This is a genomic window from Aliidiomarina taiwanensis (genome assembly GCF_003987015.1).
GTDB lineage: Bacteria > Pseudomonadota > Gammaproteobacteria > Enterobacterales > Alteromonadaceae > Aliidiomarina > Aliidiomarina taiwanensis.
On the sequence record NZ_PIPQ01000002.1, the window covers coordinates 434,904 to 455,975 of the forward strand.

Here is a 21,072-nt window from a genome sequence, read left to right on the forward strand (position 1 = left end):
TTACGACCATTGACGCGCGAGCATAAGTACCTGCTGTATAATGAAGTCCTGTTCCGCCTCGGTTAATTCAACATACAAGGGCAACGTAATGGCTTGGCTGTAATAATACTCGGCGGCAGGGAATTGGCCGCGCTGAAAGCCAAGGGTGGCAAAGTCAGGTTGCCAGTGCACAGGAATATAATGCACATGCACGCCAATGCCCGCCTCCCGTAATGCATTAAAGGTAGCCAGTCGGTGTGCCGCAGGTACTTGAATAACAAACAAGTGGTAACTTGAGTACATATCGGCAGGCACCTGTAAGGTGCTTACCGGGCTATCAGCAAACGCATCATGGTAGCGTTTCGCTAGCGTGTTGCGCACCTGTGTAAAGCGGTCCAGTTGACTTAGTTGGCTTAAGCCTAACGCTGCTTGTATATCTGTCATGCGGTAATTAAAGCCCAAGGCGTGTTGTTCGTAGTACCAGGGCTCTGGGTTGTCTGCGTGCATATGCGCAGGGTCTCGGGTAATGCCGTGGCTGCGTAAGGTCGCTACCTTCTCAGCAAGCTCGGCATTTTGCGTGGTGAGCACGCCGCCTTCTCCACAGGTAATCATTTTTACTGGGTGAAAACTAAACACACTGCAGTCCGAGTAGGCACAATTGCCTATGGGCTGTTCTTGGTATTGGCCACCAATGGCGTGGCTTGCGTCTTCAATAATATGAATGCCCAAAGGCTTGGTTAATGCAGCAATGCCCGCCATATCACAGCTAGCCCCAGCAAAGTGCACAGGAATAATGACCTTCGGCAAGTGCCCACTTGCTTGGGCTTCGGTCAGTTTGGTGGCAAGGGCAGTGATCGACATATTTCCAGTGTTTGGGTCTATATCAACAAAATCGACGTCTGCGCCACAATAGCGAGCGCAGTTAGCTGAAGCCACAAAGGTGTTGGGCACGGTCCAAACCCTATCGCCAGGGCCCACACCCAGCGCCAAACAGGCCAAATGCAAGGCTGCGGTGGCCGACGACATAGCCACGCCATAAGGGGCACCGCAATAGTCAGCTATGGCTTGTTCAAAGTTTGAAACACGCGGCCCTTGCGTAATTAAAGGACTTTGCAGTGCTTCAACAACAGCGTCAATATCGGTCTGAGAAATAAGTTGGCGGCCGTATGGAATCATAGCGATACCGTATTATTCAGTTGCCGAATTTGCTCTTCGGATAAAAACTCTGGGTTGGTTTCTGAATTGTATTCAAAGCCTTCAGGCACCGGCTTACCTACTTCCCCAAGGCCATTTATGTCGTAAGTTAAGTTGCGCTCAAACATTTGAATGGTTGGCGAAATCACAAAGTGGTCAGAAAACTCCAAGGTATGATAGCTATCGTCGGCTGGGCACATGACTTCGTGGAGCTTTTCTCCTGGGCGAATACCAATAATTTTATGCTTAAGGTGTGGTGCCATAGCCGAAGCTAAGTCACGAATGCGTATGGAAGGGATTTTCGGAACAAATATTTCACCGCCGTGCATGCGTTCGAAGTTCTTCAATACAAAGTCGACGCCTTGTTGCAGGGTAATCCAAAAGCGGGTCATATGAATGTCGGTGATAGGCAGCTCGGTGGCGCCCTCGGCAATCAGTTTTTCAAAATAAGGTACGACTGAGCCTCTCGAACCCACCACGTTACCGTAGCGCACCACTGAAAAGCGGGTTGGTCGGCTACCGGCCATATTATTACCTGCAGCGAACAACTTATCGGAACATAACTTAGTGGCACCATATAAGTTAACTGGGTTTGCGGCCTTATCCGTGGAAAGCGCAATCACCCGTCGCACGCCATTATCAATCGCGGCGGTTATCACGTTTTCAGCGCCATCAATGTTGGTGCGAATGCATTCCATGGGGTTGTATTCAGCCGCTGGAACTTGCTTTAAAGCGGCCGCGTGAATGACATAGTCCACCCCATACATGGCCCGGTTCAAACGCTCCCGGTCTCGTACGTCACCAATGAAGTAACGCATACATGGGGCGTTATAGTGCTGCTGCATTTCTGACTGTTTTAGTTCGTCGCGGCTATAAATAATTATTTTTTTAGGAGAGTAGCGCTTTAGTAAGGTGTCAGTATAACGCTGGCCAAAAGACCCCGTGCCGCCAGTAATGAGAATAACTTTATTATTAAACATAGGTTTGAGCTCACCGTGTCCGTTTCATCTTTTATATCAGCTGTACAGGCTTTCCACCAGCTTCACCCGTGCCAAAAGTATGGCGTTTGCAGTCTTGCTGCAGTCCTACTGCGGTGTTAAAGCAATTTCCATGCACATACTACCACGAAACACATATTTTACAGTTGCGCCGAGCGTGCTATTGTTAGTGAATGTTGAGAAATCATTATTTTCTTGTATTTAATTTGTAGGAAAGTTGAAGTGACCACACGTGAAGCACAAATAGAACGTGAACTGTTTAAGTGCATGGAAGAGGTAGCAGCACAAACAGGCACAGAACTCGCCGCAGAAATAAACCCCCACACGGCTTTAGTGGAATCGGGCCTCGACTCTCTTGCCATGGCTATGGTGATAGCGCGAATGGACGAGCGCTTAGGCAGTCGACCTTTTCAAACAGAATCTCTTGAAGGTATGCCAGGCACACTAGCAGAATTAGTGTTGGCTTATAAACGAATGGATGAAGTGTATTAAAGAAGAGAAGAACAGGGGAGCAAACGTGCATTCAACGTCATGCAATGCATTCAACGTCATGCAATGCATGACCTACTGTGGTGTTAGAACCTTTGTAGGCCAGGCATCGCCAGACGCAAAATAAAATTAAGCTGAGATAGCTTTAATTTGTGCAGCTAGGCGGCTCTTATGACGAGCTGCTTTGTTTTTATGAATCAGGCCTTTCGTGGCGTAGCGATCCAAAATAGGGGTTAAATCAGAATAAGCAGCTTTTGCTTTTTCCTGATCGCCGGCAGCAATAGCTGCAACAACACGTTTCATGTATGTGCGCATCATAGAACGACGGCTGGCGTTGTGCTGACGGCTTTTCTCTGCCTGTACTGCACGCTTTTTCGCAGACTTAATGTTAGCCAAGGTGGACTCCTGAAATATTACGTAAAAAACTGTACTGATTTTAAGGTCGAGGACTATGCCTATACCAAGTGAAAAAGTCAATAAAATCGACATTTATTTGCACAAATTATCGCTTACAATGGGGTAAGTAATCAAGTCGATTTTTAAACCCCCTGCAAACCCCAATGAAAATGGCCTTATTGCAAGGCTTCCGCGGGCTGTCAACGCGTGGTAATCTCCTAGCTAGTAGACGTTCTTTTCATTTTTTGGAATCAAACAGTGACCACGGCTCATTCTGCGCAAAAACAACCTGAACCTGCTGCTCCGAAAGCACCTAAATTATTACGCTCTGGCGCTATTGTTAGTGTTATGACCTTGCTGTCCCGTGTGCTTGGGCTGTTGCGAGATGTTGTGATTGCCGGGCTGATGGGGGCAGGCGCTGCGGCGGACGTGTTCTTTTTTGCCAATAAAATACCGAACTTTTTACGTCGGCTCTTTGCCGAAGGCGCGTTTGCCCAAGCCTTTGTGCCGGTACTTACCGAATACCATCATGGCAAGTCCTTAAGCGATACGCGCCTACTCATTGCACGCGCAGCAGGGACCTTAGGTACTTTGGTGGGCATAGTCACCATTGCCGCTGTGGTGCTTTCGCCCGTGGTGGCGGCCTTGTTTGGTATGGGCTGGTTTCTCGACTGGTACCAAGGGGGGCCGGACGGGGCGAAATTTGAACTGGCTAGCTTACTGCTCAAAATTACTTTTCCTTATTTATTCTTTGTCACACTCACCGCCTTAGCTGGCGCTGTGCTCAACACCATGGGGCGCTTTGGGGTGGCCGCCTTTACCCCAGTGCTGTTAAACGTGGCCATTATTGTAGCGGCCTTGTATGTGTCCCCCCAACTTCAGCAGCCTGAAATTGGCTTGGCCCTAGGTGTTTTCTTTGGTGGCTTGCTGCAATTGCTGTTTCAGCTGCCCTTTTTAAAGCGAGCCGGCGTACTGGTTCGCCCCCGTTGGGGCTGGCGCGACCCAGGGGTGGTTCGTATTCGCACCCTCATGATCCCCGCTTTATTTGGCGTGTCCGTGAGCCAGGTCAACCTGCTGTTCGACACCCTTATTGCGAGTTTTCTTAAAACCGGCTCCATTAGTTGGTTATATTACGCCGACCGCCTCCTCGAATTTCCTCTGGGCCTGTTTGGCATTGCCATTGCCACGGTTATTTTGCCGGCGTTGTCGGCGCGCCATGTGAACGACTCGGCGAACGACTTTCAGCAAACGCTAGACTGGGGCGTGCGCATGGTGGTTATTCTTGGGGTGCCGGCTATGGCGGGTCTTATTGTGCTTGCTGAACCCATGCTCATGGTGCTGTTTATGCGGGGTGAATTTGACCCCTCCGACGCTTTGTTTGCCTCTTGGGCCTTAACGGCCTATGCCACTGGCTTACTTAGCTTTATGTTGGTGAAAGTATTGGCCACGGGCTTTTTCTCGCGGCAAGACACCAAGCGCCCGGTGAAATACGGTATTATCGCCATGGTGGCCAATATGGGCTTCAATATCATTTTCGCTATCCCCTATGGTTATGTGGGGCTGGCCATTGCCACAGCGCTGTCGGGAACCTTAAATGCTCTGTTATTGGGCAGTGTTTTGTACCGAGAAGGGGTGTTAACTTTACCAAAAGCGACCTGGCTGTTTTTTGCCCGGGTGGTGCTGGCAGCCGTAACGATGGCCCTGCTTGTTGTCTGGCTGAACCCAAGCCGTGAGCTGTGGATAGACAACAGCTTAATGCAGCGTATTCTGTGGTTGACTGGCTTAATTGCTACCGGTGGGGTTACCTTTGTTGCCAGTTTTTTACTGCTAGGTGGTCGGCCGAGTCAGTTAAAAACTGCACATTAGTTACACAGGTGCTGATTCCTATGCTTAATTTCGCTATACTCGCGCGCTTATGAAGTTAATTCGCGGTTTACATAATATTCGCCCTCGGCACCGCCATTGTGTGCTGACTATAGGCAACTTTGACGGCGTGCACTTAGGGCACCAAGCTGTGCTGCGCCGTGTGCGTCAATATGCGCAAGACTTAAATGTGCCTGCCGCGGTTATGGTGTTCGAGCCACAGCCGTTAGAGCTATTTCGGCCAGAGCAAGCACCGGCTCGGTTAAGCCAGTGGCGCGAAAAATACGCCCTAATGTCAAAGCTGGGCCTCGAGTACTTAATTTGTACGCGTTTTAATGCGGAATTTTCCCAGCAACCGGCGGAACATTTTATTCAACAGGTGCTGGTCGAAAAGCTTGGCGTTAAACATTTAGTGGTGGGCGACGACTTCCGCTTTGGCCGCAACCGCCAAGGTGACTTTAATTTATTACAGCAGGCGGGCGCTGAATTTGGCTTTACCGTAACCAATACGGAAAGTTACCGCCAGTCGGCAACCCGGGTGTCTAGCACCTTAATTCGTGAAGCCTTAGTGCGGGGCCAGTTTGTCGACGCCGCCACCATGCTCGGCCAGCCCTTTCATTTTAGCGGGCGGGTCATTCATGGGGAAAAGAATGGGCGCAAACTAGGTTACCCAACCGCAAATTTGGCCTTAAAGCGATTACACAGCCCCTTGCATGGGGTGTTTGCCGTCACCGTAAGTAATGGCAAAGAACACTGGCAGGGCATTGCCAATATTGGTAAACGGCCCACTTTTGGCGGTGAACAGTTACAATTAGAAGTTCATTTATTCGATTTTCATGGCAACTTATACGGTCAGCGTTTAAGCGTTTACCCCGAGTACCATATTCGTGAAGAGCAGAAGTTCGACTCTTTACCTGCGCTGCAAGCGCAACTAGCACAAGACGAAGCAGCGGGGCGCCAGTGGTTTGCACAGCGTCCCCATTTATTCAGTATTCAAGCGACAACCAACGGGCAGCATCCATGAGTGACTACAAAGCAAGCTTAAACTTACCTGATACACCTTTCCCTATGCGTGGTAACTTGGCCAAGCGCGAGCCAGACATGCTGAAAAGCTGGTACGCAGACGACCTCTACGGTCAAATTCGTCAGGCACGGGCAGGGCGCGATAAGTTTATTTTGCACGACGGCCCTCCCTACGCAAACGGTGCCATTCATATTGGCCATGCGGTCAACAAAATTTTGAAAGACATCGTGGTGAAGTCGAAAACCCTCAGCGGCTTCGACGCACCCTATGTACCCGGCTGGGACTGTCATGGCCTGCCCATTGAGCTGGTCGTGGAAAAGAAGTACGGCAAGCCAGGTCAGAAGCTGACCGACGCCGAGTTCCGCGCCAAATGTCGTGAATATGCTGCCACACAAATAGACGCTCAGCGGGAAGACTTTAAGCGCATGGGGGTCTTCGGTGACTGGGACAACCCGTACCTCACCATGAACTTTAAGCAAGAAGCCAATATTGTGCGTGCCCTTGGCGCCATTATGCAGCGTGGCCACTTGCAACAAGGCTTTAAGCCCGTGCACTGGTGTACCGACTGTGGCTCAGCCCTCGCGGAAGCCGAAGTGGAATACAAAGACCGTACCTCACCAGCTATCGACGTACGTTTCCCTGTGATCGAAGCGGATGTCGTTGCCAGCAAGTTCAGCGACCAGGTGGGTGAAGGCCCAGTTAGCATGCTTATTTGGACTACCACGCCTTGGACCATTCCAGCCAACATGGCGGTCACTGTGGCCGCCGAGCTTGAGTACTCCTTAGTACAAGTAGAAGCCGAAGGTGAACGTCCAGCCGAGCGTTTAATTCTTGCCACCGACTTGGTGGAGCAAGCCATGGCCCGCTATGGCATTAGCGCATACAGCAGCCTCGGCATTTGCCAAGGTGCCGCCCTTGAATTAGCGGAATTGCAACACCCATTACAAGCGCGCACCGTGCCGGTTATTTTAGGCGACCACGTGACCACCGACTCAGGTACAGGTTGTGTTCACACAGCGCCTGGCCATGGTGTGGACGACTACAATGTAGGTCAAAAGTACAACCTTGAAACCTACAACCCAGTGAACGACAACGGCGTGTACAAAAGTGACACCCCTGAATTTGCCGGCCAGCACGTATTTAAAGCAAACCAGCCAATTATTGACAGCTTAACCGCCGCGGGCTACTTAATGCACCACGAGGCCTACGAACACTCGTACCCGCATTGCTGGCGCCATAAAACACCTATTATTTTCCGTGCTACGCCCCAGTGGTTCGTGAGCATGGACCAACAGGGCTTACGAGCACAAGCAATCGAAGAAGTCGGCAAAGTGCGTTGGATCCCCGAGTGGGGCGAGCAGCGTATTGCCGGCATGGTAGACGGCCGTCCAGACTGGTGTATTTCACGCCAACGTACGTGGGGTGTGCCGCTGACCTTATTTGTGCATCGTGAAACCGACGAATTGCACCCGCGCTCTGCGGAGCTCTTAGAAGCCGCAGCGCAAAAAATTGAAGAAGCAGGTATACAAGCCTGGTTCGATCTTGACCCTGCTGAATTGTTGGGCGAAGAAGCAGACCAATACCGTAAGCTCACCGACACCCTCGACGTATGGTTCGACTCGGGCGTCACCCATTACGCGGTATTGGCACAAAATGAAGACTTAGCCTGGCCGGCAGACCTTTACTTAGAAGGCTCAGACCAACACCGTGGCTGGTTCCAGTCGTCGCTTTTAACCGGTGTGGCAACCCAGGGGAAAGCACCGTACAAGCAAGTGCTGACCCACGGATTCACCGTAGACGGCCAAGGCCGCAAAATGTCGAAGTCCTTGGGCAACGTGGTTGCGCCACAAGAGGTGTGGAACAAAATGGGCGCCGACATTTTGCGCTTATGGGTTGCCTCTACCGACTACACAGCAGAAATGACCGTCTCAAATGAAATCTTGAAGCGCTCTGCCGACGCGTACCGTCGTATCCGCAACACAGCGCGTTTCTTGTTAGCCAACCTGAATGGTTTCGAGCCTAGCAAGCACCAAGTGGCGGTGGCGGACATGGTGGCGGTAGACCACTGGATTGTAAACCGTGCTCGGGCACTGCAAGAAGAGCTAGCCCACGCCTACGACGACTACCAGTTCCTCACTGTGGTACAAAAACTCATGCGGTTCTGCTCGGTGGAGCTAGGTAGCTTCTACTTAGACATTATTAAAGACCGTCAATACACAGCCAAGCTCGACAGTGTAGCGCAGCGCTCGTGCCAAACGGCCCTGTGGCATATTGCCGAAGCCTTAGTGCGCTGGATGGCACCGATTATGAGCTTCACCGCTCAAGAAATTTGGGAGCTCTTGCCAGCACCAGCTGAAGGCAACCGCGACAAGTACGTGTTTACTGCTGAGTGGTACACCGCATGGCCAGCCGGCATTGAAAACAGCGACCGCATTGGGAACGACAACTGGCAGCAATTACTGCAAGTGCGTGCGGAAGTGAACCGGGCCCTAGAACAAGCACGAAATAACGACCAAATTGGCGGCTCCTTGCAAGCTGAAGTCACCCTGTTTGCAAGCCCAGAGCTGCAAAGCGTACTGACTTTGCCGGAGCAAGAGCTACGCTTTATTTTGCTCACGTCAGACGTGGTGGTGGCACCGAACACAGAAGTGCCTGCCGATGCCCTCGACACGGACATCGAAGGCTTAAGTGTATTGGTACGCCGTACCGAGCATGAAAAGTGCAGTCGCTGCTGGCAGCACCGCTCAGATGTCGGCAGCCATGCTGAGCATCCAACCCTGTGTGGTCGCTGCGTCACCAACGTCAGCGGCGACGGTGAACAGCGAGCGTTTGCCTAATGACCAAACAACAGGTACCTAGCAGCTGGCGGCAAAGTGGGCTGACCATGTTGTGGCTTAGCGGCTTGGTGGTTCTGCTCGATCAGGTCACCAAGCAGTGGATTTTAAACAATGTGGCGTACATGTCGGAGCGCATTCAGGTGCTACCGTTTTTTGATATTATCCATGTACGCAACTTTGGCGCCGCTTTTAGTTTTTTAAGCGACCAAGGCGGCTGGCAAAAGGTTTTATTTGTCAGCCTGGCACTCCTTATTAGTGCCGGCCTTGGCCTAATGCTCAGGCGGCAACCCAAAAGCATGAAGCGCGTGAATATTGCTTTCGCCCTTATTATTGGCGGCGCTATTGGCAATGTCATCGACCGCGTCATGCTAGGCTCTGTGGTAGACTTCCTCGACTTCTACTATGGTAACTACCACTGGCCCGCCTTTAATATCGCCGACAGTGCTATTGTACTCGGCGCTATTACTATGGTGGTGGATAGTTTTTTTGCAGTACAGCAACAAGGAAAAAGCAATGAGTGAATTGGCCGTAATTGAACAAGGCAGCAAGGTGATCATGCACTTTGCTATAAAGCTCGACGACGGCTCTGCCGCCGACAGCACCCGTGTTCATGGCAAACCTGCACGCCTTACCATAGGCGACGGCAATTTAACCCCAAACTTTGAAAACTGTTTGCTTGGGTTAAAGGCAGGTGACGAACGGGAATTCACGTTGGAGCCTACGGAGGCCTTTGGCGAACCGAACCCACAGAACATTTATCAAGTCGAGCAGAGCCGTTTCTCCGCTGAAACGCCTGCAGAAGTGGGGAACATTATTGCCTTCACCCAGCCCGATGGACGCGAACTACCTGGTATTATTCGTGACATCTCGGCCGGCGTGGTCACCGTCGACTTTAATCACCCACTGGCAGGGCAGCGGGTTACCTTTGCCGTCGAAATATTAAGTGTGGAGTAAAGATGAAAATTGTATTGGCGAACCCACGCGGCTTCTGCGCTGGTGTCGATCGTGCGATTACTATCGTAGAGCAAGCACTGGAATTGTTTGAGCCACCTATTTATGTGCGTCATGAAGTGGTGCATAACAAACACGTAGTGGACGGTTTAAAAGAGCGTGGCGCTGTGTTTGTGGAAGAATTACATCAAGTACCCGACGACAGCATTGTTATTTTTAGTGCCCATGGCGTGTCGCGTGCTGTGCGTGAGGCCGCTAAAGAGCGGGGCCTGAAAGTATTCGACGCCACCTGTCCATTGGTGACCAAAGTTCATATGGAAGTAACCCGTGCCAGCCGTCGCAACAACGAATGCGTGCTGATAGGCCACTCAGGTCACCCAGAGGTGGAAGGCACCATGGGCCAATACTCCAGTGAAACCGGGGGTATTTACTTGGTAGAAAGCGTGGAAGACGTGGCCAAGTTAGAAGTAAACAACCCTAACGACTTGCACTACATGAGCCAAACCACCTTGTCCGTAGACGACACCGCAGAAATTATTGACGCCTTGCGTGAACGCTTTCCAAATATTCAGGGCCCACGGAAAGACGACATTTGCTACGCCACGCAAAACCGTCAAGACGCTGTGCGTGAACTGGCCAGCGAAGCCGATGTCATGCTGGTGGTGGGAGCTAAAAACAGCTCCAACAGTAACCGGTTACGCGAGCTGGCTGAAAAGATAGGCCCTCGTGCTTACCTCATCGACAACGCCGACGGCATAGACCGCAGCTGGTTAGAAGGCGCCACTACCGTAGGCGTAACCGCTGGGGCGTCTGCACCAGAAATACTGGTACAGCAGGTTATCGAGCGTATTCGAGAATGGTTTGGAAGCGACACGGAAATTGACGAGCGTGAAGGTCGCAAAGAAAACGTCACCTTCTCGATTCCACCAGAGCTACGGGTTCAAAACGTAGGCTAACAGCTAATTGTCTGGCAGCGAAGCAGTCCGTTTTCCATACTAAGCCCTTCCATCATTGGTAGGGCTTTTTTTATGCGTAGACATCACCTCAAGTGGGGCGCAGGCTTCACCTTGCTCGAACTGCTTATGGTCATAGGCTTACTGACGGTGTTCGCCAGCATCAGTGTGAACACCTGGGTGCAGTGGCGTTGGCGCTTACAATATGGCCACAGTGTCAGTGCTGTTGCGGCAGCAGTGAAGCAGGCACAAGCCTTCGCCCAGCGACACCACCAAGACTATTGGTTAAGCGTCGAGCCAGACTGTATTTGGCTCGCCACCAGTAGCCAAGGCAACTGCCAACACCACGGGGTGTATAGGGCTCCTCCAGAAATCAGCTGGCAAGCCCAATTTACCCAAGGCAAGCAGTTGCGCTTTATGGCAGGCCGAGGCCTGTCGGGTTTTGGCGCAGGCAGCATCCGAATACAACACCACAAGTTTGCCACCCACGAAGCTGCCGTGGTGGTGAGTTCCCTGGGGCGAGTGCGCCTGTGCGAAAGTGACCGCTTACTAAGTGGGGTCCCTTTATGTTGAGAAGAAAACCAACGACAGGTTTTACCTTGGTGGAACTGGTGTTGGCCAGTGCCTTGGCCGCTTTATTTGGCAGCGCCCTCGTCAGCTGGCATCTGCATTTTCATAACAGCTTGAAAAGACACCAAGCCAAGCAAGCGGCGGTACAAGCTGTGCATCATTGGTTGCATTGGCTTTGGCGCGACGTACAGAACACCCTCGTCGACAACCCCAGCGACTGGCAGTACCAGGCTCAAGCGCATTGTTTGCTCTATGGCGACGTGGGGGTGCGGGTCAAATCAGGTGCCTTACAATGGCGACCCACCGATGCCAGTTGCAACACGCCTGGCTGGCAAGCATTAACCGATCCAAGCCAAGTGCGTATGAGCAAGTTAACATTGCACCAGCAGCAATTGTGCCTTACGGCCAGCTTGAAAGGACAACCGAACCACGAGGCCTGCTTGCCATGGCCACACTAACGGAAAAAGGCAGTGTTTTAGTGGGCGTGTTGGCCTTGCTCAGTATCAGTACCTTGGCTTTATTGCATGGGGCGCAAGTGCAGCAACAGCAACTGCAAGCAACCGTGTACGACACCCATCAGGCAGAATTGCAGGTGTACGCCCGCAGTATTTTACGACACGCAGGCGTAATGCTTGAGCAAGGGCACAAGGACACAGAGCAATGGCAGGCGGCGTGGCAATTGCCCAGCGCCATTCAGGTGTCGTTGGCGCTGCAGGAGAGCCTTTGCCCAGACCAAAAGCCGGGCTGTTATCAGGTGGAGCTGATACTCGAAGGGCGTGCTGGCACGCGCTTAGAGCGCCGCCGACACTACTGGGCGGAAGCGGGCTGTGGCCAGCTCTGGGAGTAGCATGACCCTGACAGATATTGTATTAGCTATGAATATCGGCGTGCTGGGCGTGTTAGGTTTGCATCAGACCTGGCTGCACCAAGCTCAGCTATACCAAAAGCAGCAACAGGTGCAACAAGCCCGGGCCGACGCCCTCCAACTACTGGCCCAGTGGCAGCAGGCCCCCAGCGCAGGCCAAGCAAACTTAGGGCAAGCCCATCTATACAGCCACGCTAGCAGTCCAACTCAATTTACTTGGCAGCTGCAGTTTCAGGGGTTTGCTGGTCCGGTGCTTTGGCATGGCACTTGGCAAGGGAAGGGCCAGCAAGCGTCCGGCTGTGAAGAAAAGTAGGCTTTTGCATCTTGGTATGTTTCTTGAATTAACTCCCTGTGAAAAGAGTGATGTGTCGGGAATATGGCACGTTACACAGCAGCTAAACACAGGAAGCGCAGCCACATGCAACAACTCGCCGCCTTGCAGGGGTTTTACAATAACTATAAAAGTCATTTAGTTGGCATTGGTACGCCTATTGGTGTGCTAGCTATTTTGGCCATGGTCGTGCTGCCCATGCCGCCCATCCTGCTCGATATTCTGTTTAGCTTTAATATTACCCTGTCCATGATGGTGCTGTTGGTGGCCGTGTACACCCGCAGGCCCTTAGAGTTCGCAGCCTTCCCCGCTATTTTGTTAATCGCGACCGTCTTTCGCTTGGCGTTGAATATCGCTTCAACCCGCGTGGTACTGCTAAACGGGCAAGACGGCACCGACGCGGCAGGGCAAGTTATCGAAGCCTTCGGCTCTGTGGTGATTGGCGGCAACTACACCGTGGGTATGGTGGTTTTCTTAATTCTTATCATTATTAACTTTGTGGTTATTACCAAGGGTGCGGGCCGAATTTCAGAGGTAACCGCACGCTTTACCCTCGACGCTATGCCGGGTAAGCAAATGGCCATAGACGCAGACTTAAACGCAGGCCTGATTACCCAAGAAGAAGCCAAAGAAAAACGCGAAGACGTTACCCGAGAAGCCGACTTCTACGGCTCCATGGACGGTGCCAGTAAATTTGTAAAAGGCGACGCCATCGCTGGTTTGCTTATCCTCGCCATTAATATTGTTGGCGGTATTTTAATTGGTATGTTCCAACACGGCCTCGGCTTTGGCCAAGCCGCGGAAGTGTATACCACCTTAAGTATTGGTGACGGCCTCGTAGCACAAATTCCTTCGCTGTTACTGTCAGTGGCAACGGCCATTATTATTACCCGTGAAAACGCCGACAAAGACTTAGGCGAGCAAATGAACAAGGTGCTGTCGGGCAATCCGCGCATCATGATTATTGTCGGCTCTATTTTGTTTGTTATGGGTATTGTGCCAGGCATGCCGCACCTAGCTTTTTTAAGTATGGCAGGCCTATGTTTAGGTATTGCCTACTGGCGCTTACGCCAAGCGAAGGACGAAAAAGAAGGCACCTTGGTTCGTGAAAGTACTGAAATGGCGGCACAACACCAAGCCCACGAAAGCAAAGAGATCAGCTGGGACGACGTGCATCAAGTGGACACCATTGGCTTGGAAGTGGGCTATCGCTTAATTCCTATGGTAGATAAAAACCAAGGCGGCGAATTGCTGGCGCGTATTAAAGGCGTGCGTAAGAAAATGTCGCAAGAGCTGGGCTTTTTGGTTCCTTCGGTGCATATTCGCGACAACCTCGACTTAGGCCCTAACCAATACCGTATTACTTTACTGGGTGTGACCTTTGGCGAAGCCGACATACGCCCCGACTGGGAGTTGGCGATTAACCCAGGGCAAGTGTTTGGCGAACTTCAAGGGGAAGCCACGAAAGACCCAGCCTTTGGCCTCGACGCTATTTGGATTAAGAAAGAAGACCGTGAACACGCACAAACCTTGGGCTATACCGTGGTGGACGCAGCCACCGTGGTCGCCACCCATGTTAGTCAAATACTAACGAACAACGCCGCACAGCTGGTGGGCCACGAAGAAACTCAACAGTTACTGGACTTGTTGGCGAAACAGCAACCTAAGTTAGTTGAAGGCCTTGTACCCGATGTACTCAGCTTGTCGATTATTGCCAAAGTCCTGCAAAATCTCTTGGAAGAGGGCGTGCCTGTCCGCGACTTCCGCACCATAGTGCAAACCTTGGCGGAATACGGTGGCAAGAGCCAAGACCCAGACGTGCTCACCTCAGCAGTCCGTATTGCCCTGCGCCGCTTAATTGTGCAAGAAGCCGCTGGCGGTATGGAGGAACTCCCTGTCATAACATTGGCGCCAGAGTTGGAACAGATGTTGCATCAGTCTCTACAGATGGCAGGAAATGAAGGGGCAGGCATAGAGCCTGGGTTGGCAGAGCGCTTACAAACCAGTTTAAAAGAAGCGCACCAACAGCAAGAAATGAACGGACAACCATCCGTCTTGCTTACCTCAGGTATGTTACGTAATACCTTGTCGCGGTTCACCCGCAACACCCTGCACGGACTACACGTGTTGTCGTATCAGGAAGTACCGGACGACAAACAAATTAGAATCGTCAGCTCAATCGGTCAGTAATGGGCAGCTGAGCTAGCTTGGCGGAGAGTGCAATATGAAAATAAAACGTTTTTTTGCAAAAGATATGCGGTCAGCATTAAATGAGGTGAAGCGCACCTTAGGGCCAGACGCAGTCATTATGTCGAACAAAACCGTGTCGGGTGGTATTGAATTAGTGGCCGCCTACGACCCAGAAAGTGCACCGCAGCCTGCGGCGCCGAGTGCCGGTCGTCAAAATACTGTCACCCCAGCAGAAGAACTGACCGGTGGGGCAGAAAAGCAGCAGGCCATCGCCGACTCGCTCCAAGCGCTGCTCGAGCGTCAGCAGCAAGAGCCTGCCGCTGCTCCTCAGTCACAACCGCAAGCGCCGGTGCAACCTGCGCCCATGCACACCATGGCCGAGCCAGTCCACCAACCACAGGTAGCGGCGGAAACACAAGCTGCAAGTTTGCAAGAGCCCATGGCTCAGGTCGCGGGGCAGCATGTGCCTGAAACCCATATTTTAAACGACGCCGAAGTAGCGGCGCGTTTGTCGAACCAAGACACGCAAATTCAAACCATGCGCGACGACATGGCCGCTATTCGTGCCTTGCTCGAGCACCAAGTGTCAGGCCTGATGGAGCAAGAGGTTGCCCGCCGCGAACCCATGCGTGCCTTACTTATGAACAAAATTAAAAGCCTCGGCTTTTCCGCCCAAATCGCTGACCAAATTTCCTGCTTTATCCCAGAAAGTGTGCCCAAAAACGAAGCCTGGGAACAAGCTTTAAACCTGATGCAAAACCAACTGCAAACCACCAGCAACGACATATTGCAGCAAGGCGGTGTGGTGGCTTTAGTTGGCCCAACGGGTGTGGGTAAAACCACCACTGTGGCCAAACTGGCAGCTCGCTTTGCGCGCCGTCATGGCCCCGACAGTGTTGCCATGATCACCACAGACACTTATCGTATTGCCGCGTCTGAACAGTTGCAAACCTATGGCCGTATTATTGGTTGTACAGTGAAGGTCGCCAAAGACGCCGACGAACTCAACGCGGTGCTAGCCCAGCTCCGTCAACGCAAGTTGGTACTGATTGACACGGCGGGCATGAGCCAGCGCGACATGCGTCTTACAGACCAACTAGAAGCCCTCATGCGCAATACCCGTTTACGCATTCGTCCGTATTTAGTGCTTGCCGCTACAGCCCAAGGTGCGGTACAAGAAGAAATCGTACGTCGTTTTAAAAAGTTGCCTTTGAGTGGCTGTATTTTCACAAAAATTGACGAATGTCTAAGTATTGGTGAGTCTTTAAGTGTTAGCATTCAAAATTCATTGCCAATCAGTTATCTTACAGATGGGCAACGCGTACCCGAAGACATCAAAATTGCAGATGCGGGCGACTTAATGGCTCGAGCTGAAGAAATGGCGTCTGCCACAGCATCTGAGCATTCATTTGCTGCCGAAACCAACCTTGCGTATGCATAATAAGAAATAAAATTTTGCAACTGGTGTAAACTAAGGGTGTAGGAATTCGGTAGTGAAGGATCAAGCGAGCGGTTTAAGGCGAATGATGAAAGCAAACCAGATAAAAGTAATTGCAGTGACAGGTGGCAAAGGCGGCGTTGGCAAAACCAACGTGTCGCTAAATATGGCGCTGGCCATGGCCGAGCAAGGTAAGCGGGTGCTGGTGCTCGACGCTGACTTAGGGTTGGCGAATGTAGACGTTATTTTAGGCCTGCGTGTTGAAAAGAATTTATCTCATGTGTTGTCGGGCGAGTGCAGCCTTGACGACATTTTAGTGGAAGGCCCGAAAGGCATTTATATTGTGCCGTCCACCTCGGGTACACGCTCTATGGTCGAGCTATCTCCACAAGAGCATGCAGGGCTTATCCAAGCCTTTAGCAACATGCGCACTCCCTTCGACGTGCTCATTGTGGACACTGCGGCGGGAATTTCCAATATGGTGCTTAGTTTTGCCCGTGCCTCGCAAGACGTGGTGGTGGTGGTTTGCGACGAACCTACATCCATTACCGACGCCTATGCCCTCATTAAAGTATTAAGCCGAGAACACAATGTGTTTCGCTTTAAAATTGTAGCGAATATGGTGCGCACCATGCGAGAAGGCCAGGTGCTGTTTAATAAACTCACCAAGGTGACAGACCGCTTCCTCGACGTGGCCCTAGAGCTTGCTGCCATTATTCCTTACGACGAGAACTTACGCAAAGCCGTCCGCCGTCAAGAGCTGTTAGTGCAAGCGTACCCACGCTCGCCCGGCTCCTTAGCATTAAAAGCCTTAGGCAAGCGGGCCGCAAACTGGCCCATTCCAGCCCATGCGGGCGGCCATTTAGAATTCTTTATTGAACAGCTGGTAGCCCAGCCGACAGTGGAACAGGAGGCTACGAATGAATAAAGTGGCAGCCTATGCCTCAGAAGCGCGTCAGCAGCAACAAATTGTCGAGCAGCACACCAACTTGGTGAAGCGCATTGCCCACCACATGGTGGCGCGCCTTCCAGCCAGTGTACAAGTAGACGACTTAATTCAAGCGGGCATGATAGGCTTACTGGAAGCCTCAAAAAACTTCGAAACAGGCAAGGGCGCAAGCTTTGAAACCTTTGCTGGCATTCGTATTCGTGGCGCTATGCTCGACGAAATACGCCGTGGCGACTGGGCCCCGCGCTCAGTCCACCGCAACAGCCGCCTTATTGCCAATGCCATTCGCGAAGTGGAAAACGAAACCGGTCGCGACGCCCGCGACCAAGAGGTAGCAGACAAGCTCGACATGAGTCTGTCGGAATACCATCATATTTTGAATGATGTTTCATCAGGTCGTATAATCGGCATCGAAGACTTAGGCGTGTCCGACGACGTTATTGTGGCCGGTACGCAAGACACCTCGCACGACGAACCCTTTGCAGATGTAGAGCAAAGCGCGTTTCAACGTGCACTAACAGAAGCAATACGTGGCTTACCCGAGCGTGAGAGCTTGGTGCTTTCGTTATATTACGACGAAGAGCTGAACCTAAAGGAAATAGGACAAATACTCGATGTGAGCGAGTCACGTGTCAGCCAAATTCACAGTCAAGCTATGGTGCGTCTGAAGGGTCGCATGCGCAGCTGGACAGAGTAATAGTATTTATTTAGGTCTTTACCTCACCGGAGGGTACTTTGGATAAAAACATGAAAATACTTGTTGTGGACGACTTCTCCACAATGAGACGCATTATCAAAAACTTGCTTCGCGACTTGGGCATGCAGAACGTGTCGGAAGCCGACGATGGCACCACCGCCTTGCCTATGTTGCAAAACGGCGAGTTTGACTTTGTTATTACCGACTGGAATATGCCGGGAATGCAAGGCATCGACTTGCTGCGTGCTATTCGTGCCGATGAAAGCTTGAGCCATATTCCTGTGTTAATGGTGACCGCGGAAGCCAAGCGCGACCAAATTATTGAAGCAGCACAAGCAGGCGTAAACGGCTACATTGTGAAGCCTTTTACTGCAGCGACATTAAAAGAAAAGCTCGACAAAGTGTTTGAGCGTTTAGGTTAAACATATAGGGACGTAGCACATGGCGCCTTCGGTTGGTCAGGTCACACTGGAACAAGCAAAACTGCTCGTGCGGTTGCTGGAAACAGGGCTGCAAGCCGAAGCCGACAAGTTGGTGCAAGACATCGCCAAAGTCGAGCAGGGTGAGCTGTTCGACTCCATTGGCAAGCTGACAAGACAATTGCACGACTCCCTCCAGGCCTTTTTAGAAGACCCTCGTCTTGCCAAGCTAACCGCCGATGAATTACCCGATGCGCAAAACCGGCTGGAATACGTCATTCAACGTACAGAAGACGCTGCCAACCGGACCATGGACGCAGTCGAGGGCTCTCTCCCCCTCGTGGAGGAAATGGCCACCGAGGTAGCGGCCATGCGGCCAACTTGGGAAAGGCTCATGCAACGAAACTTAGAACTCAGTGAGTTTAAAGAGTTGTGCCACCAAGTCGACGGCTTTTTACAGCGCGCTTCCAGTCATAGTGAAAAACTGCATGGGCAGTTAACCGAAGTGCTTATGGCACAAGACTTCCAAGACCTAACAGGTCAGGTTATTCGTCGCGTCATCGACTTAGTGCAAGAGGTTGAAGGGCAATTGGTTTCCCTGCTCACCCTGTTTGGTGAAGATACTGATAAAGCAGCCGCAACAGATGCCGATAGCAAGAATAAGAAGAAAATAACAGGTGTCGAAGGCCCCATCATAGACCCAGAAGCACGGGACGATGTGGTCAGCGGACAAACAGACGTAGACGACTTACTGTCGAGTTTAGGGTTTTAGGAGCTGCTAGAATGAGTTTTGATGTAGACGAAGATATCCTACAAGATTTTTTAATCGAAGCAGGAGAAATCTTAGAGCAGCTCTCTGGGCAACTCGTAGAGCTGGAGAACGATCCAGATAACAGCGACTTATTAAACGCCATATTCCGTGGTTTCCATACGGTGAAAGGCGGTGCTGGTTTTCTTTCCCTCGACGCCTTAGTAGACACCTGCCATGGTGCTGAAAACGTATTCGACACTTTACGCAATGGCGGCCGCCAAGTTACCCCCGAGCTGATGGATGTCATTTTACAGGCCTTAGACACCATTAATGATCAATTCGCCGCGGTACAAGCCCGAGAAGACATGACCGCAGCCGACCCTGAATTATTGGCCGCTTTAGAGGAACTCAGCAAGCCAGGCGACGCTTTGCCAGATACAGCCAGCACAGAGCCCGAAGCAGAAGCAGAAGCACCAGCGCCTGAGCCAGAACAAGAGCAAGCGCCCAGCTCCGCAGGCGGTATCGACGAAATGACCGACGATGAATTCGAGTCCTTACTCGACGAGCTGCATGGGCCGGCCACTGTCGCAAAGCCAGAGCCAGCAGCCCCAACGCCCTCGGAGCCATCGCCAAACAGCAGCGACAGCGACGAAATGACCGACGACGAATTCGAAGCCTTGCTGGACGAATTGCAAGGGGCTAAGTCTGCACCAGCAAAAACAGAGCCACAGCCAGAGCCACAGCCGTCTGCAAGCAACGACGAAATGAGCGATGACGAATTTGAAGCCCTGCTCGACGCGTTGCATGGTAATGACGCACCAAAGCCAATTGCTGCCAAGCCGGAACCAAAACCAGAGCCCAAACCAGAACCAAAAACAGAGTCAAAACCAGAACCGAAGCCCGAGCCGAAGCAAGCGCCGAAAGCCCAGCCAGCGCCGAAAGCCAAAGCCCCAAGTAAAAAGCCAAGCGCTGCAGGCCGAGGAGCACCACCGGCTGAAACCACAGTACGGGTAGACACACGACGCCTCGACGAAATTATGAACATGGTGGGCGAACTGGTGCTGGTGCGGAACCGTTTATTACTGCTCAACAGCAACACCAACGACGAAGAGCTCGGTAAAGCCATCGCCAACTTAGACGTGGTAACCGGTGACTTGCAAGGCTCGGTCATGCAAACCCGCATGCAGCCTATACGCAAGGTGTTCGGCCGTTTCCCACGGGTGGTGCGCGACATGGCCCGAAACCTGAAAAAAGAAATTACCCTCGAGCTTGAAGGCGAAGACACCGACTTAGACAAAAACCTGGTGGAAGCCCTGGCCGACCCGCTCGTGCACTTGGTGCGGAACTCCGTGGACCACGGTATAGAAATGCCTGACGTTCGTGAAAAAGCGGGGAAACCGCGTACTGGCTTGGTAAAGCTGTCTGCGTCCCAAGAAGGGGACCATATTTTGCTATCCATTGAAGACGATGGCGCCGGTATGGACCCGGAAAAACTAAAAAATATCGCCATTGGTCGCGGTATTCTAGACCCAGAAAACGCCGCCCGTATGAGCGACGAAGAAGCCTACAACCTGATCTTTGCTGCGGGCTTTTCTACTAAAGAAGTTATTTCCGACGTGTCCGGCCGCGGTGTGGGCATGGACGTGGTAAAAACTAAAATTAACCAGCTCAATGGCTCTGTTCGTATCGAATCGCAGCTAGGTAAAGGCACTCGTTTAGAAATTAAAGTGCCCCTTACCTTAGCCATACTGCCTACCTTAATGGTGCGCGTGGGGACACAGTCCTTCGCCTTACCGCTGGCGTCCGTCAGTGAAATTATTAACATGGACACCAAGCTGACCAACCGGGTCGACGGCCAGCTCACTATGATTGTTCGGGAAAAAGCCATCCCGTTGTTCTACCTCAATAAATGGCTAAATCGCACCCAACCAGAGAATTTCGACCCAGCCGCGGGCCATGTGGTCGTGGTCACCCTTGGTACCCAGTATGTGGGCTTTGTGGTAGACGCTTTGGTGGGCCAAGAAGAAGTCGTAATTAAACCACTGGATCGTATGCTCCAAGGCACGCCAGGTATGGCAGGCGCTACCATTACCAGTGACGGCGGTATTGCCTTAATTCTCGACACCCCGAGTCTGTTAAAGCAGTACGCCAAACGCTACGTAAATCGGTAAAGGAAAA

At 51.8% G+C, this 21,072-nt stretch carries 21 protein-coding genes; 18 read left to right on the top strand and 3 right to left on the bottom strand.

Annotation, left to right across the window (positions count from 1 at the left end):
• The gene (gene pseC / locus CWE15_RS06395) at positions 1-1,155 is read right to left on the bottom strand and encodes a UDP-4-amino-4,6-dideoxy-N-acetyl-beta-L-altrosamine transaminase (RefSeq protein ID WP_126757247.1); all 1,155 of its coding nucleotides are present in this window, start codon (positions 1,153-1,155) and stop codon (positions 1-3) included.
• Complete coding sequence (gene pseB / locus CWE15_RS06400; RefSeq protein ID WP_126757248.1) at positions 1,152-2,153, bottom strand: UDP-N-acetylglucosamine 4,6-dehydratase (inverting); 1,002 nt, start codon at positions 2,151-2,153, stop codon at positions 1,152-1,154. The genes pseC and pseB overlap by 4 nt, the downstream gene beginning before the upstream one ends.
• A 240-nt stretch (positions 2,154-2,393) precedes the next feature.
• Here pseB and CWE15_RS06405 point away from each other — a divergent pair, with 240 nt between their 5' ends.
• Positions 2,394-2,663, top strand: a complete 270-nt coding sequence (locus CWE15_RS06405; RefSeq protein ID WP_126757249.1) for an acyl carrier protein — start codon at positions 2,394-2,396, stop codon at positions 2,661-2,663.
• Between the two features lie 126 nt (positions 2,664-2,789).
• Here CWE15_RS06405 and rpsT read toward each other — a convergent pair whose 3' ends face one another.
• Complete coding sequence (gene rpsT / locus CWE15_RS06410; protein WP_126757310.1) at positions 2,790-3,056, bottom strand: 30S ribosomal protein S20; 267 nt, start codon at positions 3,054-3,056, stop codon at positions 2,790-2,792.
• Between the two features lie 348 nt (positions 3,057-3,404).
• Between rpsT and murJ the strand changes: the two genes are divergently transcribed.
• The 17 genes from murJ to CWE15_RS06495 all read left to right on the top strand — a co-directional run bounded on the left by murJ (position 3,405) and on the right by CWE15_RS06495 (position 21,065).
• Positions 3,405-4,922 carry a murein biosynthesis integral membrane protein MurJ gene (gene murJ, locus CWE15_RS06415; protein WP_126757311.1) on the top strand — a complete coding sequence of 506 codons (1,518 nt, stop codon included), beginning with the start codon at positions 3,405-3,407 and terminating at the stop codon, positions 4,920-4,922.
• A gap of 49 nt (positions 4,923-4,971) precedes the next feature.
• The gene (gene ribF / locus CWE15_RS06420; protein ID WP_126757250.1) at positions 4,972-5,943 is read left to right on the top strand and encodes a bifunctional riboflavin kinase/FAD synthetase; all 972 of its coding nucleotides are present in this window, start codon (positions 4,972-4,974) and stop codon (positions 5,941-5,943) included.
• Positions 5,940-8,780: an isoleucine--tRNA ligase gene (gene ileS, locus CWE15_RS06425; protein WP_126757251.1), complete on the top strand. Its 2,841-nt coding sequence runs from the start codon at positions 5,940-5,942 to the stop codon at positions 8,778-8,780. Before ribF ends, ileS begins: the two co-directional genes overlap by 4 nt.
• Positions 8,780-9,301, top strand: a complete 522-nt coding sequence (lspA, locus tag CWE15_RS06430) for a signal peptidase II (protein ID WP_126757252.1) — start codon at positions 8,780-8,782, stop codon at positions 9,299-9,301. Before ileS ends, lspA begins: the two co-directional genes overlap by 1 nt.
• Entirely contained in the window at positions 9,294-9,734 is a 441-nt protein-coding gene (fkpB, locus tag CWE15_RS06435) for an FKBP-type peptidyl-prolyl cis-trans isomerase (RefSeq protein WP_126757253.1), read from the top strand. Before lspA ends, fkpB begins: the two co-directional genes overlap by 8 nt.
• Positions 9,735-9,736: 2 nt before the next feature.
• Complete coding sequence (ispH, locus tag CWE15_RS06440; protein ID WP_126757254.1) at positions 9,737-10,687, top strand: 4-hydroxy-3-methylbut-2-enyl diphosphate reductase; 951 nt, start codon at positions 9,737-9,739, stop codon at positions 10,685-10,687.
• 72 nt (positions 10,688-10,759) lie between these two features.
• Positions 10,760-11,257, top strand: a complete 498-nt coding sequence (locus CWE15_RS06445; RefSeq protein ID WP_126757255.1) for a prepilin-type N-terminal cleavage/methylation domain-containing protein — start codon at positions 10,760-10,762, stop codon at positions 11,255-11,257.
• The gene (locus CWE15_RS06450) at positions 11,251-11,712 is read left to right on the top strand and encodes a hypothetical protein (RefSeq protein WP_126757256.1); all 462 of its coding nucleotides are present in this window, start codon (positions 11,251-11,253) and stop codon (positions 11,710-11,712) included. The genes CWE15_RS06445 and CWE15_RS06450 overlap by 7 nt, the downstream gene beginning before the upstream one ends.
• A complete protein-coding gene (locus CWE15_RS06455) occupies positions 11,700-12,101 on the top strand; it encodes a hypothetical protein (protein WP_126757257.1) in 402 nt (133 codons plus the stop codon). Before CWE15_RS06450 ends, CWE15_RS06455 begins: the two co-directional genes overlap by 13 nt.
• 1 nt (position 12,102) lies before the next feature.
• Complete coding sequence (locus CWE15_RS06460) at positions 12,103-12,432, top strand: hypothetical protein (RefSeq protein ID WP_126757258.1); 330 nt, start codon at positions 12,103-12,105, stop codon at positions 12,430-12,432.
• A 105-nt stretch (positions 12,433-12,537) separates the two neighbouring features.
• The gene (flhA, locus tag CWE15_RS06465) at positions 12,538-14,640 is read left to right on the top strand and encodes a flagellar biosynthesis protein FlhA (protein ID WP_126757259.1); all 2,103 of its coding nucleotides are present in this window, start codon (positions 12,538-12,540) and stop codon (positions 14,638-14,640) included.
• Between the two features lie 34 nt (positions 14,641-14,674).
• The gene (gene flhF, locus CWE15_RS06470) at positions 14,675-16,081 is read left to right on the top strand and encodes a flagellar biosynthesis GTPase FlhF (RefSeq protein WP_126757260.1); all 1,407 of its coding nucleotides are present in this window, start codon (positions 14,675-14,677) and stop codon (positions 16,079-16,081) included.
• Positions 16,082-16,163: 82 nt separating this feature from the next.
• Positions 16,164-17,006 carry a MinD/ParA family protein gene (locus CWE15_RS06475; RefSeq protein ID WP_198674981.1) on the top strand — a complete coding sequence of 281 codons (843 nt, stop codon included), beginning with the start codon at positions 16,164-16,166 and terminating at the stop codon, positions 17,004-17,006.
• Entirely contained in the window at positions 16,999-17,724 is a 726-nt protein-coding gene (locus CWE15_RS06480) for an RNA polymerase sigma factor FliA (protein ID WP_126757261.1), read from the top strand. The genes CWE15_RS06475 and CWE15_RS06480 overlap by 8 nt, the downstream gene beginning before the upstream one ends.
• Before the next feature lie 38 nt (positions 17,725-17,762).
• Positions 17,763-18,146 carry a chemotaxis response regulator CheY gene (gene cheY, locus CWE15_RS06485; protein ID WP_126757262.1) on the top strand — a complete coding sequence of 128 codons (384 nt, stop codon included), beginning with the start codon at positions 17,763-17,765 and terminating at the stop codon, positions 18,144-18,146.
• 19 nt (positions 18,147-18,165) lie between these two features.
• The gene (locus CWE15_RS06490) at positions 18,166-18,915 is read left to right on the top strand and encodes a protein phosphatase CheZ (protein ID WP_126757263.1); all 750 of its coding nucleotides are present in this window, start codon (positions 18,166-18,168) and stop codon (positions 18,913-18,915) included.
• Positions 18,916-18,926: 11 nt separating this feature from the next.
• Positions 18,927-21,065, top strand: coding sequence for a chemotaxis protein CheA (locus CWE15_RS06495; protein WP_126757264.1), 2,139 nt, complete (start codon positions 18,927-18,929; stop codon positions 21,063-21,065).
• The last annotated feature ends 7 nt before the right edge of the window (positions 21,066-21,072 follow it).